The 15181-nt window shown below is 69.8% G+C and carries 14 protein-coding genes; 1 reads left to right on the plus strand and 13 read right to left on the minus strand.

Annotated features, from left to right (window positions below):
- Positions 1-36: 36 nt before the first annotated feature.
- From BKA14_RS34980 to BKA14_RS35005, 6 genes are all read right to left on the minus strand, one after another.
- Positions 37-915, minus strand: coding sequence for a branched-chain amino acid ABC transporter permease (locus BKA14_RS34980; protein ID WP_184955034.1), 879 nt, complete (start codon positions 913-915; stop codon positions 37-39).
- Position 916: 1 nt separating this feature from the next.
- Positions 917-1624: an ABC transporter ATP-binding protein gene (locus BKA14_RS34985; protein WP_184955035.1), complete on the minus strand. Its 708-nt coding sequence runs from the start codon at positions 1622-1624 to the stop codon at positions 917-919.
- On the minus strand, positions 1621-2307 hold the full coding sequence (locus BKA14_RS34990; protein WP_184955036.1) for an ABC transporter ATP-binding protein: 687 nt from the start codon (positions 2305-2307) through the stop codon (positions 1621-1623). The genes BKA14_RS34985 and BKA14_RS34990 overlap by 4 nt, the downstream gene beginning before the upstream one ends.
- Before the next feature lie 78 nt (positions 2308-2385).
- The gene (locus tag BKA14_RS34995; protein WP_184955037.1) at positions 2386-2739 is read right to left on the minus strand and encodes a hypothetical protein; all 354 of its coding nucleotides are present in this window, start codon (positions 2737-2739) and stop codon (positions 2386-2388) included.
- 492 nt (positions 2740-3231) lie between these two features.
- The gene (locus tag BKA14_RS35000) at positions 3232-3876 is read right to left on the minus strand and encodes an alpha-ketoglutarate-dependent dioxygenase AlkB (protein WP_184955038.1); all 645 of its coding nucleotides are present in this window, start codon (positions 3874-3876) and stop codon (positions 3232-3234) included.
- Positions 3877-3885: 9 nt separating this feature from the next.
- Positions 3886-5394, minus strand: a complete 1509-nt coding sequence (locus BKA14_RS35005; RefSeq protein WP_184955039.1) for an MFS transporter — start codon at positions 5392-5394, stop codon at positions 3886-3888.
- A gap of 130 nt (positions 5395-5524) precedes the next feature.
- Between BKA14_RS35005 and BKA14_RS35010 the strand changes: the two genes are divergently transcribed.
- Positions 5525-6292: a TetR/AcrR family transcriptional regulator gene (locus BKA14_RS35010; protein WP_203722089.1), complete on the plus strand. Its 768-nt coding sequence runs from the start codon at positions 5525-5527 to the stop codon at positions 6290-6292.
- Positions 6293-6295: 3 nt separating this feature from the next.
- On the opposite strand, the gene BKA14_RS35015 is transcribed toward BKA14_RS35010, so the two are convergent.
- The 7 genes from BKA14_RS35015 to BKA14_RS35045 form a co-directional block, all read right to left on the minus strand.
- A complete protein-coding gene (locus BKA14_RS35015) occupies positions 6296-7282 on the minus strand; it encodes a succinate dehydrogenase/fumarate reductase iron-sulfur subunit (RefSeq protein WP_184955040.1) in 987 nt (328 codons plus the stop codon).
- Positions 7282-9252: a fumarate reductase/succinate dehydrogenase flavoprotein subunit gene (locus tag BKA14_RS35020; protein ID WP_239092583.1), complete on the minus strand. Its 1971-nt coding sequence runs from the start codon at positions 9250-9252 to the stop codon at positions 7282-7284. Before BKA14_RS35020 ends, BKA14_RS35015 begins: the two co-directional genes overlap by 1 nt.
- Before the next feature lie 11 nt (positions 9253-9263).
- On the minus strand, positions 9264-10088 hold the full coding sequence (gene sdhC / locus BKA14_RS35025) for a succinate dehydrogenase subunit SdhC (RefSeq protein WP_184955041.1): 825 nt from the start codon (positions 10086-10088) through the stop codon (positions 9264-9266).
- A 287-nt stretch (positions 10089-10375) separates the two neighbouring features.
- Positions 10376-10915 (minus strand): hypothetical protein, encoded by a 540-nt coding sequence (locus BKA14_RS35030; RefSeq protein WP_184955042.1) that lies wholly within the window; start codon positions 10913-10915, stop codon positions 10376-10378.
- 683 nt (positions 10916-11598) lie between these two features.
- Positions 11599-13050: a TldD/PmbA family protein gene (locus tag BKA14_RS35035; protein ID WP_184955043.1), complete on the minus strand. Its 1452-nt coding sequence runs from the start codon at positions 13048-13050 to the stop codon at positions 11599-11601.
- Positions 13047-14483 (minus strand): TldD/PmbA family protein, encoded by a 1437-nt coding sequence (locus BKA14_RS35040; RefSeq protein WP_184955044.1) that lies wholly within the window; start codon positions 14481-14483, stop codon positions 13047-13049. The genes BKA14_RS35035 and BKA14_RS35040 overlap by 4 nt, the downstream gene beginning before the upstream one ends.
- Before the next feature lie 32 nt (positions 14484-14515).
- On the minus strand, positions 14516-15115 hold the full coding sequence (locus BKA14_RS35045) for a Uma2 family endonuclease (protein ID WP_184955045.1): 600 nt from the start codon (positions 15113-15115) through the stop codon (positions 14516-14518).
- Positions 15116-15181: the final 66 nt, after the last annotated feature.

Genomic DNA, 15181 nt, shown 5'->3' on the forward strand with positions numbered 1-15181 from the left:
GGGCGGTCATGCGGCTCGGGCCTTCGGGCGGGCGGGTCATGCGGCTCGGGCCTTGGAACGGGCGAACAGGCCGTCCGGGCGGCTGAGCAGGACGACGACGAGCAGGGCGAGCACTGCCATGGGAGCGACCGTGGCGCCGAGATAACCGCTGATGTACGAGAGCAGCAGACCCACCAGCAGGCCGCCGAGCACCGCGCCGATGGGGCTGTCCAGGCCGCCCAGCACGGCCGCGGTGAAGGCGGAGATGAAGACGATGTCCATGGCCGTCGGGTGCAGCCCCAGCTCGGTCGGGATCACGAGCATCCCGGCCAGCGAACCGACCCCCGCGGCCAGCGCCCAGCCCAGCGTCAGCATGCCGCCGACGGGCACGCCGAGCAGCCGGGACACGTCGGGCGCGAACGCGGCCGCCCGCATGCGCAGGCCGGTCGGCGTACGGGTGAAAAGCAACGTGAGCAGGACGACCACCGCGCCCACCGCACCGAACACGAAAAGGTCGTAGCGCGACAGCAGCGCGATCCCGCCGACCTCGAACGCGTCGCGGCTCAGCGGGGCCGCGGCCGGCCGGAACTCGTTGCCGTAAATCATCCCCAGCACGCCCTGGATGATCAGCACCAGCCCGAGCGCGACGACCACGCCGTTGAGCGGCGACGAATGGTCGACGAAACGCATCACCACCCGCTCGACGCCCGCCCCCAGCAGCAGCCCGGCGGTGATCGCGACGAGGAAACCCAGCCAGTACGAGCCCGTGGCGTCGGCCACCGAATAGCCCACGTACGCCGTGGCCACCGCCATCGCACCCTGCGCGAAGTTGACGATCCGGGCCGCCCGCCAGATCAGCACCAGGGCCAGCGCGAACGCCGCGTAGACAGCGCCCCGGCTGAGCCCGTCGAACGTGAGAAACACGAAACGGTCCATGTCAGAACCCCAGGTAGGCGTGGCGGAGTTCGGCGTCGTCGACGAGAGTCGCGGCGTCGTGGCGGGTGACGATGCGGCCCAGCGAGAGCACGACCCCCTGATCGGCGATCGACAACGCGCTGCGCACGTTCTGCTCGACCAGCAGCACGGCCAGGCCCGTACGGTCGCGCAGGTCGCGCAGCAGCGCCATGATCTGCGCGGTGACCCGCGGCGCCAGCCCCAGCGACGGCTCGTCGAGCAGCAGCAACCTCGGCTGGGCGGCCAGCGCCCGGCCGATCGCGAGCATCTGCCGTTCACCGCCGGAAAGCTGATGACCCTCGTGACGGCGGCGCTCGGCCAGACGCGGGAACAACTCGTAGATCGGCTCCAGCGACGGCTGCGGCTTACGCCAGAGCCCGCCCAGCCGCAGGTTCTCCTCGACCGTGAGCTCGGTGACGACGCCGCGGCCCTCCGGGACGTGCGCGACGCCATGCCGTACGAGGTGCTCCACCTTGATCTTCCGGAGGTCTTGTCCGTCCAGCGTTATCTGTCCTTTTTGCGCAGGGAGGAGGCCGGACAGGGTGCGCAGAAGGGTCGACTTGCCGGCCCCGTTCGCGCCCAGGACGGCGACGATCTGGCCGGGCTCGACAGTCAGGCTGACGTCGTGCAACACCGGCGCGGCGCCGTAGCCCGCGGTGAGTCCGTCGACCTCAAGCAATGCTCGGCTCACGCGGCTGCTCCCAGGTAGGCCTCGGCGACCTTCTCGTTGCTGCGGATCTCGCCCGGGGTGCCGAGCGCGATCGGCTTGCCGAAGTCGAGCACCAGAATCTCGTCGCACACCGACATGACCAGCTCCATGTGGTGCTCGACCAGCAGGACCGTGCAGTCGGTGTCGCGGATCAGGTCGGCCAGCCAGCGGATCTCGTCGGTGTCGAGACCACCGGCCGGCTCGTCGAGCATCAGGATGCGCGGCTGCGCGGCGAGCGCACGAGCCAACTCGACGCGCTTGCGTTTCGCGTACGGGAGCATCTTGGGAAAACTGCGGGCGTGCTCGGCGACCCCGCACCGCTCGAGCGCCGCCCACGCCGCGGCTTCGCTGCGCGGACCCACCTGCACGTTGTCGAGAACCGTCATGCCGTCGAACTGGCCCACACCCTGCAACGTGCGGGCGATGCCGTGCCGGGTGAGCTGATGGGGGCGGGCCCGGAACGGTTTGCCGTCGAGCGTCATGGAGCCCGTTTCCGGGGTGACGAACCCGCTGATGACGTTGAACAGGGTCGTCTTGCCGGCGCCGTTGGGCCCGATGATGCCGACCACGCGCCCCGGTGCGACACGCAACGAGACGTCATCGAGGGCAATAAGGCCACCGAATTTCACGGTGATGTGGTGAAGAGAAAGGCCTTGCTCGGACATGGTCACCTCGGCTTGGACGCGACGGAGTGGCCTGACGAACGACGTGGTCGTCCTCTGTGGAGCACGAAGGTCAACTATTTACACTGGCAGTGTAACTTTCTCTCCGCGCACGTCAACCGCCTGTTTCCAACTTGTTTCCATGCGCATTTCCCGGATGGCGCGCCCTTTGCCGCCGCGCACCATCCCCGGGCCGGCTGCCTTGATCGCCCACCCGCCGCCCGCGCCGCGCCTTGCCGCGCCGCACCGAGCCGAGCCGAACCGCGCCGCACCGAGCCGAGCCGCACCGAGCCGCGCCGCCCCGAGCCGCGCCGAGCCGAGCCGCGCCGAGCCGAGCCGCGCCGAGCCGAGCCGCGCCGAGCCGAGCCGCGCCGAGCCGAGCCGCGCCGAGCCGAGCCGCGCCACCGCGCCGCGCCGAGCCGAGGCGCGCCGCACCGAGCCGAGCCGCGCCGCGCCGCGCCGAGCCGCGCTGAGCCGCGCCGCGGTATGCCGTGCCGCGGTACGCCGTGCCGAGCCGCGCTACGCCGAGCCCTGCCGTGCCCACGGCGCGATGCCGCGCCGGCCCGCGCGTTGATACGCAACGCGCCCATGCGATCGCGCCACGATCAGACCGCATCGGGACGCGCTGGGCTGGTTACGCTTCAATGTCATGCAGGCTCCGCGCCGCGTAAAGGTTGCGCTGGCTCCGCGCCGCGTAAAGGGTGGGCTGGGTCTGCGCCGCGTAAAGGTTGGGCTGGGGCCGCGCCGGGCGAAGGTTGGGCTGGGTCTGCGCCGCGTAAAGGTTGGGTTGGGGCCGCGCCGGGCGAAGGTTGGGCTGGGTTCGCGGTCGGCCGGGACGGGCGGCGTGGGTCGCGGCCGATGGCCGGCGTGGCGGCGGGCGCGTAGGTGGTGGTGAGGTCGGGCGGGGGCTCCGTGTCGGTGGTGGGGTCAGGCGACGTTGATCGGCCGGAACTGGACACTGATGCGCGGGCCGACGGCCTTGGCGGTTTTGAGGATGGCGTGTTCCCACGTGCGCTGGCAGGAGCCGCCCATGACGATCAGGTCGCCGTGGCCGAGGGGGAAGCGGACGGTTTCGTGGTTGCCGGCCCGGGGCCGCAGTGAGAGGTTGCGCGGCGAGCCCAGCGACACGATGGCGACCATGGTGTCGTGGCGGGCCGAGCGGCCGATCGTGTCGCCGTGCCAGGCCACGCTGTCACGGCCGTCGCGGTAGAGGCACATGCCCGCGGTGACGAACTCTTCGCCCAGCTCGTCGGCGTAGTGGGTGTTGAGCGCCTGTTTGGCTTCGGTGAGGGTCGGATGCGGCAGCTCTTCGTCGCTGCCGAACCACCGGAGCAGTCGCGGGACGTCGACGACGTTGTCATACATCTGGCGGCGGTCGGCCCGCCAGTCGATGCCCAGCAGGGTCTCGAAGACGGTGTCGGACCCTTGCAGCCAGCCCGGCAGCACGTCGACCCAGGCGCCTGCGGTGAGCTCGTGGCGGGTGATGCGCCCGGCCAGCTCACCGACGCCGGAAGCGGGCCCGCCTCCGGCGTCGGTCAGGTCGAACATCGACGGCTGATAGGTGCTGGTCATGCCGACATGTTAGTACGAATGTTCGATGATCGTCGCGTCGTCCACAGGCTCTTCGACCGGGCGTTTGGGTCGCAGCACCGCGATGGCCAGCACAGCCGCCGCGAGGCCGCCGATCACGCCGATCAGGGAGGTGGACGCGATGGCCGAGACGAAGGAGTCCTGGGCGACCCGGGCCAGCGCGGCGTCGCCCGTGGTGGCGGCGATGGTCAGGGCGTCGCCGATGGAGTCGCGGGCCTGCGACGTCACGTCGGTCGGCATGGCCGCGCGGTAGGTGGCGGTGAGCACGCTGCCCAGCACCGCGACGCTCAGCGCGGTGCCGACCTGCTGGACGGTGTCGTTGACGGCCGAGCCGACGCCCACCCGGTCGGGGGGCAGCGCGGCCATCAGTGTGCCGTAGGCGGCGGGGCCCGCGGTGCCGCTGCCCATGCCCATGACGACCAGGGCGAACGCCAGTTTGGCGTAGCCGTCGGCGGGGGTCAGCGTCGTGAGGATGACGAAGCCCGCGGCCATCAGGAGCAAGCCGGCGGCCAGGGCCGTACGGGTGCCGAATTTTTTGTCGACGACGACGCCGACACCGTTGAAGACCATGGCGGTGACGATCATCGGGATGAATGCCGTGCCGGCTTTGAGAGGCTCGTAGCCGAGGACGAACTGCAGGTATTGCGTGAGGGCGAGCAGCACGCCGCCGGCGGAGAAGGAGAGCAGGACGATCGACAGGCTGGCGCCCGCGAAGTTGCGGTCGCGGAACAGTTTCAGCGGCAGCATGGGCTCGGCGACCCGGCGTTCCCACAGGCCGAAGGCGGTGAGCGCGACCGCCGCGACGGCGAAGCCGCCCAGCGTGGAGGCCGAGGCCCAGCCGCTCTGCGCCGTCGAGATCACGCCCCAGACCAGGGCGGCCATGCCGATCGTGGAGAGCAACGCGCCGAGCAGGTCGGGGCGGCCGGCGGTGCCGCGCGACTCGGGGATGACGGCCAGTGCGGCCACGATACCGAGTAACGCGATGGGCACGTTGAGCAGGAAGATCGAGCCCCACCAGAAGTGTTCGAGCAGCAGCCCGCCGAGGCTGGGACCGCCGAGTGCGCCCAGCATGAGCACCGAACTCCAGATGGCGATGGCCTTCTTGCGCTCGTCCTCGGCGAAGACGGTGGTGAGGATGGACAGGGTGCCCGGCATGAGGAAGGCCGCGCCGACCCCCATCAGGCCCCGTACGGCGATGAGTTGTTCCGGGGTTTGGCAGAGGGTGGCCAGAACGGACGCGCTGCCGAAGACGATCAGGCCGATCACCAGGCCGCGGCGGCGGCCGTGGCGGTCGGAGAGGCTGCCCGCGGTGAGCAGCAGGCCGGCGAAGACCAGGATGTACGCGTCGATGATCCACTGAATGTGGGCGGTGCTCGCGCCGAGGTCGCGGATCAGCGACGGGATCGCGATGTTGAGCACCATGTTGTCGACGACGACGACCAGCAGGCTCAGGCAGAGCACGCCCAGGATCAGCCAGCGCCGGGGATTGCGCTCGGTCATGACGACCCTCTCTCGTACGGTGTGCGATGACTCGAACAACGTACCAGTGCAGTCGAACACTGTGCGAGCGGATCGAACAGTGTCCGAGAGTGGATAGAATGCGCTGGTGAGAGGGTCGAGAGGAATCTGAATGGCGCCGGAGCAGGACTCGTTCGTCAGTTCGGTGTGGTTGAAGCCGCCGCGCGTGCAGAGTGGGCAGCCCGCCCTGAGCCGGGAGCAGATCGTCCGAGCGGCGATCGAGATCCTTGATCAGGAAGGCACGGCCGGGCTCAGCATGCGCCGGCTGGGCACCAAACTCGGCGCGGGCGCGACCTCGCTCTACTGGCATGTCGCGCACAAGGACGAGCTGCTCGAGCTGGTCGTCGACGAGGTGTTCGGCGAGGTCTACGTGCCCGAGCCGGGCGACACGAGCTGGCGGGTCGCCGCGTCGATCATGGCTAACGGCCTGCGGGCCACATTGTTGCGGCACCCGTGGGTGATCGGCCTGCTGGGCCTGCACCCCACCATCGGCCCGAACGCGATGCGCGTCGGTGAGCGGCTGGTCGCGCTGTTCACGGCGGCGGGCTTCGAGGGGGTCGAGGTGTCGCACGCCGGCGCGGTCCTCAACTCCCACGCGATCGGCTCGGCGACCTCGGATGCGGCGGTGATGGCGGCCATCAAGCGAACCGGCAAGACGCACGCTGAGATCGCCGACGAGGTCGAGCCCTACCTCGAGCAGCTCGCGCCCGACCACCCGAACTACGACGCGTGGCGCAAGGAGACGGGCCAGCTGCACCGGGATCCCGAAAAACTGCTCGCGGAGACGTACGCCTTCGGCCTCGAACGCATCCTCGACGGGCTCGAGTCATGGTTGGTGGCGAAGCGCCCGGACGGCCTGAGCAGCCCGGGCGCTGCGTAACCGTCAGTCGCGCGGATCAGGCTTGTGATAGCTGATCTGGTCGAGCGGCAGCGGGAACTCCTGGTCGCCGAACGGGGACGGACCGCCCTGCACGGGCAGCGTGACCTCGGTGACGTCCATCTTGCCGTCCTCGCGGACCGGCGGCGCCTCGGGCAGCCGGTTGGTGGTGAACGGCGCGCCCTTGGCCACGTCGGTGACGCCGACCGAGGTGCTGGGGGCCATGTTCTCGGATTCCAGTTGGTCGCGGCGGAAAATCTTGCGGCCGAGCCAGACCAGCGGGTCGTACCGGCGGTCGACCACGCGCTCCTTCATCGGGATGATCGCGTTGTCGGTGATCTTGATGTGCTCGGGGCAGACCTCGGTGCAGCACTTGGTGATGTTGCAGTAGCCGAGGCCCTGGTTGGCCTGCGCGTACTGTTTGCGGTCCTCGCGGGCGTCGAGCGGGTGCATGTCGAGCTCGGCCGCGCGGATGAAATAGCGGGGGCCGGAGAAGGCCTCCTTGTTGTCCTCGTGGTCGCGCACGACGTGGCACGTGTTCTGGCAGAGGAAGCATTCGATGCACTTGCGGAACTCCTGGCTCCGCTCGACGTCGACCTGCTGCATCCGGTACTGCCCCGGGGCCACGCCGGCCGGCGGCGCGAAGGCCGGTGTCTCGCGCGCCTTCTCGTAGTTGAAGGACACGTCGGTGACCAGGTCGCGGATCACCGGGAAGGTGCGCAGCGGCGTGATCGTGACGGTCTCGTTCTCCTCGAAGGTGGACATCCGGGTCATGCAGCCGAGCCGGGGCTTGCCGTTGATCTCGACCGAGCACGAGCCGCACTTGCCCGCCTTGCAGTTCCAGCGGCAGGCCAGATCGGGCGTCTGGGTCGCCTGCAGGCGGTGGATGATGTCGAGCACGACTTCACCGTCGTTGACCTCGACGTCGTAGTCCTGGATGTCGCCGCCGGACTCGTCGCCCCGCCAGACGCGGAAGTGGCGCTTGGTGCCCATTACTTCGCCTCCGTCTTGCTCTGCGCGTCGGTTCGCGCGCCGGGGATCCGGGCGTCGCCCTTCGGGCCCTCGATCGCGTCGAACTGGGTCAGCTCGTCCTCGGTCAGATATTTGGAAAGCTCGGTGCGCTCGAACAGCTGGATCAGCTCGTCGCGCATGCGGGGCAGCGGCTTGCGTTCGAGGTGCACGTCGCCGTCGTCGCCGAGCGCACAGACCAGGTTGACTTGCCGCCAAGCCGCGTTCATCTGCGGGAAGTCCTCACGGGTGTGCCCGCCGCGTGACTCCTCCCGCTCCAGCGCGGCCTTGGCCGTGCACTCCGAGACGATCAGCATGTTGCGCAGGTCGAGCGCGAGGTGCCAGCCCGGGTTGTAGCGCCGTCCGCCGGTCGCGCCGACGTTGGCCACCCGCAGCTTGAGCTCCTGGATCCGCTTGAGCGCATCGGTCAGTTCGCCCTCGCGCCGGATGATGCCGACCAGGTCACCCATCACGGCTTGAAGATCTTGCTGCAGCCCGTACGGGTTCTCGCCGCTCTGCCGTTGCAGGGGCGCGAGGGCCGTCGTGACCGCAGCCTCGACGTCCTTCGTGCTCACCTTGGGCTTCTTCTCCAGCGTTTCCGTGTACGCCGCGGCGTGCTCACCGGCCCGCTTGCCGAACACCAGCAGGTCGGACAGCGAGTTGCCGCCGAGGCGGTTGGACCCGTGCATGCCGCCCGACACCTCGCCCGCCGCGAACAGGCCCTGAACGGTGCCCATGGCCGCCGTCGAGTCGGGTTCGACCTCGACCCCGCCCATCACGTAGTGGCAGGTGGGACCGACCTCCATCGGCTCCTTCGTGATGTCGACGTCGGCCAGCTCCTTGAACTGGTGATACATCGACGGCAGGCGCTTGGTGATCGTCTCGGCCGGCATGCGGGTCGACACGTCGAGCAGCACACCGCCCGACTTGGTGCCGCGACCGGCCTTGACCTCGGAGTTGATCGCGCGGGCGACCTCGTCGCGGGGCAGCAGCTCGGGTGGGCGGCGGTTGTTGTCGGGGTCGTTGTACCAGCGGTCGGCCTCCTCCTCGGTGTCCGCGTACTGCTTGCGGAACACGTCGGGGACGTAGTCGAACATGAAGCGCTTGCCCTCGCTGTTGCGCAGCACGCCGCCGTCGCCCCGCACCGACTCGGTGACCAGGATGCCCTTGACGCTGGGGGGCCAGACCATGCCGGTCGGGTGGAACTGGAGGAACTCCATGTTGATCAGCGTCGCGCCCGCCCGCAGCGCGAGCGCATGGCCGTCGCCGGTGTATTCCCAACTGTTCGACGTGACCTTGTAGCTGCGGCCCACGCCGCCGGTCGCCAGGATCACCGCGGGCGCCTCGAGCAGCAGGAACTCGCCCGACTCGCGGTAGTAGCCGAACGCACCGGCCACCCGGACGCCGTCGAGCAGCAGCTCGGTGATCGTGGTCTCGGAGAAGACCTTGATGCGCGACTCGTAGTTGCCGGTCTCGGCGAAGTCCTCCTGCTGCAGCGAGACGATCTTCTGCTGCAGGGTGCGGATCAGTTCCAGACCCGTACGGTCGCCGACGTGCGCAAGCCGCGGATATTCGTGCCCGCCGAAGTTGCGCTGCGAAATCTTGCCGTCCTTCGTGCGGTCGAAGAGCGCCCCGTACGTCTCCAGCTCCCAGATCCGCTCCGGCGCCTCCTTGGCGTGCAGCTCGGCCATGCGGAAGTTGTTGAGGAACTTGCCGCCGCGCATCGTGTCGCGGAAATGGACCATCCAGTTGTCGCGCGAGTTGACGTTGCCCATCGCCGCCGCCGCGCCGCCCTCGGCCATCACCGTGTGCGCCTTGCCGAACAGGGACTTCGAGATGATCGCCGTACGCTTGCCGGCCAGCCGGGCCTCGATCGCCGCGCGCAGACCGGCGCCGCCGGCCCCGATCACGACAACGTCGTACAGGTGTCGTTCGATTCGTGCAGTAGTCATGATCTGCGTGCCCCTCAGCCGACGAACCGAAGATCGGAGAACCAGCCGAGCTCCAGCGCCATGATGTAGAAGTCGGTCAGCGCCAGCGTGCCGAGCGTGATCCAGGCCAGTTGCATGTGGCGCACGTTCAGCTTCGACACGAAGGTCCAGACGCGATAGCGCACCGGGTGCTTCGAGAAATGCTTGAGGCGGCCGCCCGTGATGTGCCGGCACGAGTGGCAGGACAACGTGTACGCCCAGAGCATGACCACGTTGCCGACCAGGATCACGTTGCCCAGGCCGAAGCCGAACCCGCCGTCGCCGCTGCGGAAGGCGATGATCGCGTCCCACGTGTTGATCAGCGAAATGATCATCGCGGCGTAGAACGCGTAACGGTGGGCGTTCTGGAAGATCAGCGGGAATCGGGTCTCACCCGAGTAGTTCTTGTGGCCGTCGGGCACCGCGCACGCGGGCGGCGAGAGCCAGAAGGCGCGGTAGTACGCCTTGCGGTAGTAGTAGCACGTCAGGCGGAAGAGCAGCAGGAACGGCAGCGTGAAAGCGGCCTCGGGGAGCAGCCAGAAGCTGGGCAGCGGCGTGCCGAACAGCGACGAACCCTCGACGCAGCGGTCGGTGACGCACGGCGAGTAGAACGGCGTGAGGTAGTGATACTCCTCGACGAAGTAATAGTTGTGCATGAATACGCGGACGGTGGCGTAGGTGACCCACGCCCCGAGCCCGATGACGGTGATCAGCGGCGCCAGCCACCATCGGTCGGTGCGCAACGTCTTGGCCGTGATCGCCGCGCGTGATCGTTGTGGACCGTTGGGCCCCGCGCCCGGCCTCGTTGCCGTCGTCGTCATTCGATCTCCTGACGTGCCTGTCCAGTGACCCGGCCGGCGAGCGAGGGGTAGCCCGGCAGCCGCCAATGCTTCCGTGATGTGTGGCACACGTTACGCCGAGGGGCGGACAGTTTCGCGCTCAGGGATGGGGTCTGGATCACAAAGTTCGACCCCGATCACATCGATAGGCCGACAAGCGCTAATGGATCTTGAAGTAGCTGATCCAAAACGGACGCCTGGGCAGCTTCTGTGCGCCTTGTTTCGGATCGCCCGAGGACCGCAGCGGGCAGGTTCGAGGTCCGAGCGGGTCAGAGGTCCGGGGCGGCCAGGCGGCGGATCGAACCGGCACACGGATCCGGTGACCATTCCTCCAGGGCCTCCACCAGCGGAGCGCCGTCGTCGCTCTTGGGGGCGGCGAAGAAGGCCGGCGTACGGGCCTTCGACTGCCGGTCGAGGGCGTCGGCATACACGGCGCGGGCGTCGAGAAGCTGCCGCCAGCCGTCCAAGGCCCGGTCGTCGCGCACCTCGCCCAGATAGAGGCGTACGGCGGAGTTCTCATCACGGATCGCCACGGCCCGGCCGGCCGGTCCTGCGGTGGCGCCGGGCGGAGTCAGGCGGTTGAGCCGGCTCTCCAGATCAAGACAGCTCTGATCACGCAGAGCCCGAGTCTCACGAGCGTCGTCGGCGCTGTCCCGCACGCCGTTGACCGCGTCGATGAGTGACAGGCCACCCACACACAACGCGATCACAACGACGGCGGCGCCCAGCGAAATGCCCGCGACCCACCACCGGCGCCGCCGGCGTTGCCGCTCATCCGGCTCCCCACCGGCCTCCCCGAAACTGAACATGGCCCGCCGCCGCCCACCCGCGGCTTTCGGAGCGTCAGTGCCAGTGCCACTGCCGGCGCCCGTGCGCGTGCCATCGCCCGAGCCGGCGTCGGGCGCGGTGTCGGTGCCGGTGCGCTGCCCGGAACGGGAGCCGGAGGCCCAGCTCCACCCCGATCCCGAGCCGGTTCGCGATCGGGGGCCCGCCTCGCCGCGTCCACCCGCATCCGCGTCGGGTCTCGTGCCTGACGCGCTGCGCGCAGGCGCACCCGAACGACGGCCCGGGTTGGAGTCGCCGGAGGCGAGGCTTCCGGGGTCGATGTACTCCGTCCGGGCCTCTTCGGCGTCCGAATTATCCCGTGTAGACGATTCCGCGGCTTCCGGGGAAGATCGCAGCACTCGCCGGGTGGCGTCGTCGTCCCGATCGGGGTCGCGCGGCGTGTCGCTCACGGGCTCAGTGAAGCACGCCGGTCAATGCACCGGCCGGGCTCAAACCGGCGAACTCGATGCATCAGGCCCGACGCGCCGAGGCAGACACGCCAGGGGCGATGCGCCGGACCCAACACGCCAGAGCCGACAGGCGGGACCGATGCACCGGGTCCGACGCGCCGGAGCCCACTCGCCGGGAGCAATGCGCCAGGCTCGATGCATCAGAGCCGATTTGCCGGGTCCGACTGAGCCGATCGAGCCCGGCGCGGCGCGACGGTTCAGCCCGAGGCGTTGCCGGTCAGGTTCCACGACGCCAGGTGCAGGGCCGGCGCCGCGTAGCGGGTGCCCGACCAGCGATCGGGCAGCAGGATCGATTCGCTGCCGATGCCCAGCACCTGACCGTTCGCCAAAGCCTGCGGATAGGACTGGGTGAAGCGCATGTTGCTCACCGCCCCGGTCACCTCGCCGTCTTCCACGAGCCAGACGCCGTTGCGGGTCAGGCCGGTGATGACCAGCGTCTTGGGGTCGAGGACCCGCGTGTACCACAAGTCGGTGATCAGCAGGCCGCGCCGCATGCGGGCGATCAGGGGCTGGGCCGACTCGGCGACCGGGGAGGCCGGGTCGGCGGGCTCGGTCGCGGCGGGTGCGGCCTCCATCCGGACGTGGGAGGGGTAGGGGCCCCAGGTGCGTGAGGCCGGCGACGCATGGCCCGTAGACGTGGTCCCGGCTTCGGCCGCCGACGAGCGGTCGTGGGCCACTGCCTTGGTCACGCCGTCGCGCACCAGCACCAGCGATTCGCGCGGTGTGCCCTCGTCGTCGAACGGCAGGCCCGGCGCGTGCTCGGCCCGGCTGCCCAGCGGCTCGTCGATCAGGGTCACCGACGGGTCGAACTGTTCCGCTTCGAGCTCGGCGAAGGACTGTTTCTGCGCGTACGCCTTGCCGTTGAACCCGAACATCGAGAAGTTGTCGAGCAGATCGGCCACCGCCTCGGGTTCGAGCACCACCTCGTAGTGGCCCGGGGGCAGCTCGACGGGGTCGAGCCCGGCCCGCGCCTTGGCCGCCGCCCGCGCGCCCAGCACCGCACCGTCGAGGTCGCCGAGCCGTCCACTGGCCAGCCGGGCCACCCCGTCGGCGCCGCCGGCCCGGGCGATGCCGTCCATCGCGGCCTCGGCCGTGCGCCCTTCGACCGACTGCCCCGCACTGTTGGCGAAGGCCGCCGAGCTGTACGTCGTGCGGCAGTAGCCCGCCGTTTCCAGGCCGCCTGCGGCCCGCACGAAGTCGCGGACGCGGCCGGCTCTTTCGGCCGGGTCGGCCCGCGCGGTCGCTTCGTCGAAGCCGAAGTCGAGGCCGGACCGTTCGCCCGAGCCGTGGTGGCCCGACGAGCGGTGCAGCGGGGTGGGCGAGGTCAGGCCGGGCCAGGTGGCGTCGGGCGGGCTCAGCCGCGCCGCCGCGACCGTGCGTTCGACCAGCCCGCGCAGGCCGTCGGTGTCGACGAGAGTGGTCGCGCCCGCTGCCGTACGTCCGTCGAGGTGCAGCCGGAGCCGGACGTTGGTGGCGGCGTCGGCCACGTTCTGGTGGATCATCGAGTTCGCGAAGCGGGTCAGCGCCTCGGCGTCGTGCCGCACCATGACCTCGGCCTCGGCCCCCGGACCGGCCACCTGCCGCACCAGTTCGACGACCCGGGCCGCCAGTTCGAGCTCGGCCCCCGTCCGGATGATGTCGATGCTCATCCCCGCACCCCCACACGCACGTTGGTGAACCGGGCCGGAGCGGCCGGATGGCCGGTGTGCCCCACCTGCCCGGGCTGGCCCTTGCCGCAGTTCGGCGTGCCCCAGGCGACGGTCTCGGCGGAGAGCATGTCCATCGACTGCCAGAACTTGGGGCCGATGCCGGTGTACGTCGGGTTGCGCAGCATGCGGCCGAGCTTGCCGTTCTTGATCTCGTAGCCGATCTCGCAGCCGAACTGGAAGTTGAGCCGGCGGTCGTCGATCGACCAGGAGCGGTTGACGTCCATGAAGACGCCGTCGTCGGTGTTCGCGATGATCTCGTCGAGCGTGTGCGGGCCCGGTTCGAGGCCCACATTGGTCATCCGGACCATGGGCAGCCGGGCCCAGCCGTCGGAGCGCACGCTGCCCGCGTAGTCGAGCCCGGCCACGGCGGCCGAGTCGCGCCCGGCCAGCACGCCGACCCAGATGCCGTCGCGCACGGCGTCGCGTTTGGTGGCCGGGGTGCCCTCGTCGTCGAAGCCGAAGCTGCCCAGCGCGCCCGGCCGGCCCGGGTCGATCGTGATGTTCATCAGCTCGGAGCCGTAGCGCAGGGAACCCAACTGGCTGAGATCGAGCCAGCTCGTGCCGGCGAACGCGGCCTCCCACCCGAGGATGCGGTCGAGCTCGATGGCGTGCCCGACCGACTCGTGGATCTGCAGCGCGAGCTGCTCGCCGCCGAGCACCAGCGTGGTCTCGCCGGACGGGCACAGCGGCGCGCTGAGCAGGGCGCGGGCCTCCTCGGCCATGCGCGGGGCGTTGCCGATCAGATCGAGGCTCTCGACCAGCTCCCAGCCGCTCGTGCCGTACTGGCCCCCATACGACGGCCAGGAGCGCCGCTGGATCTCGCCGTCGCCGAACGCGCTGGCCCAGACGCCGGCGCCGCACTCTCGGGTGTGCTGGTCGATGCGGTGGCCTTCGCTGGAGACGAACCACTTGCGGGTGTCCCAGACCTGGTAGGCGGCCTCGGCCAGGTCGGCCCCGGCCTGCTTGGCCGCGGTGGTGGCCCCGACCAGCAGGTCGCCCTTGGCCGACAGCGACACCTCGAGCGGGTCGATCTCGCATGCGTTGGCCCAGCTGGCCTCGACGGCGGCGGCGGGCACGAGGTCGACCGGTGGCCCCGGCACGGTGGCACTGGCCGCGGCGATCTGGGCGGCCCGGCGCCCGGCAGCCCGTGCGGCCCCGTCGGACAGATCGGGCACGGCGTAGAAACCCCAGGAGGAACCGACCAGAGCCCGGACGCCGAGACCGGCGCTCTCGCCCGACCCGACATCCTCGATGTCGCCGTCGCGGGCGCTCATCGACTCCCCGCGGCGCACCATCACGCGGCAGTCGGCGTAACGCGCCCCGGCCTCGAGAGCGGCCTGCACCGCCGCGGAAGCCTCATCGAAGTGACTCATGACCCGACCCTAGGGGACCGGTACGACAGAAATCAGTCCCGATGACCGGCGCCGCCGGGGAACAACGCCTCCACGTCCAGGTGGGCCGCCACCGGTGCGCTTAGATGGAGGATTTCGCCCGCCTGGGCGGCCGAATGCTCTTTGTACGAGGCGCCGGACAATTCATAGAGGTACAGCGCCGGGCTCGTGGGATCGACCACCAGGTACCACGGGATGCCTGCCTCCGCATAGAGGTGCATCTTCAACACCTTGTCGGTGGTCGGATTGGACGGGGAGAGGATCTCGCAGATCAGCGCCACCGCTTCGGCCTCCACGAACACCACCTCCCCGACGTCGGCCGAGTAGGCCGCGACGTCGGGGATGAAGAACCGATCGGGAGTCAACCGGACGTTCACGGCCTCGTCGATCTGAAGGTGTGCTGCGTCCGCGTTCTCCTCCAGCCTGTTGGCGAGGCGGCGGGCGATCCGCTGATGCGTGTTGGTGGGGTTGGGCGTCACGAGCAGGCTCCCGTCGAGGAGTTCGACTCGGGGGGAGGTCACGCCGAGGGCCAGGTAGTCGTCGCCGGTCATCGGCCGACCATCGGGGAAGATCGAAGTCGCGGGCGGCTGGTCCGCCGTGAACAACGTGGTCATCGCGTCTCCCGAGCTGTCGGGTTCGGACTCTCCCACAAAGACTAGTCTCATGACAACTCTCCTCGC

The sequence above is a fragment of the Paractinoplanes abujensis genome, from assembly GCF_014204895.1.
Lineage (GTDB): Bacteria > Actinomycetota > Actinomycetes > Mycobacteriales > Micromonosporaceae > Actinoplanes > Actinoplanes abujensis.

What these genes read in the sequence shown, in the direction of transcription:
- BKA14_RS34980 (WP_184955034.1), bottom strand. Translation starts at nt 915, where the DNA reads ATGGACCGTTTCGTGTTTCTCACGTTCGACGGGCTCAGCCGGGGCGCT.
- BKA14_RS35035 (WP_184955043.1), bottom strand. Translation starts at nt 13,050, where the DNA reads ATGAGCATCGACATCATCCGGACGGGGGCCGAGCTCGAACTGGCGGCC.
- BKA14_RS34990 (WP_184955036.1), bottom strand. Translation starts at nt 2,307, where the DNA reads ATGTCCGAGCAAGGCCTTTCTCTTCACCACATCACCGTGAAATTCGGT.
- BKA14_RS35045 (WP_184955045.1), bottom strand. Translation starts at nt 15,115, where the DNA reads ATGACCACGTTGTTCACGGCGGACCAGCCGCCCGCGACTTCGATCTTC.
- BKA14_RS35015 (WP_184955040.1), bottom strand. Translation starts at nt 7,282, where the DNA reads ATGGGCACCAAGCGCCACTTCCGCGTCTGGCGGGGCGACGAGTCCGGC.
- BKA14_RS35005 (WP_184955039.1), bottom strand. Translation starts at nt 5,394, where the DNA reads ATGACCGAGCGCAATCCCCGGCGCTGGCTGATCCTGGGCGTGCTCTGC.
- BKA14_RS35010 (WP_203722089.1), top strand. Translation starts at nt 5,525, where the DNA reads ATGGCGCCGGAGCAGGACTCGTTCGTCAGTTCGGTGTGGTTGAAGCCG.
- BKA14_RS35040 (WP_184955044.1), bottom strand. Translation starts at nt 14,483, where the DNA reads ATGAGTCACTTCGATGAGGCTTCCGCGGCGGTGCAGGCCGCTCTCGAG.
- sdhC (WP_184955041.1), bottom strand. Translation starts at nt 10,088, where the DNA reads ATGACGACGACGGCAACGAGGCCGGGCGCGGGGCCCAACGGTCCACAA.
- BKA14_RS35030 (WP_184955042.1), bottom strand. Translation starts at nt 10,915, where the DNA reads ATGTTCAGTTTCGGGGAGGCCGGTGGGGAGCCGGATGAGCGGCAACGC.
- BKA14_RS35000 (WP_184955038.1), bottom strand. Translation starts at nt 3,876, where the DNA reads ATGACCAGCACCTATCAGCCGTCGATGTTCGACCTGACCGACGCCGGA.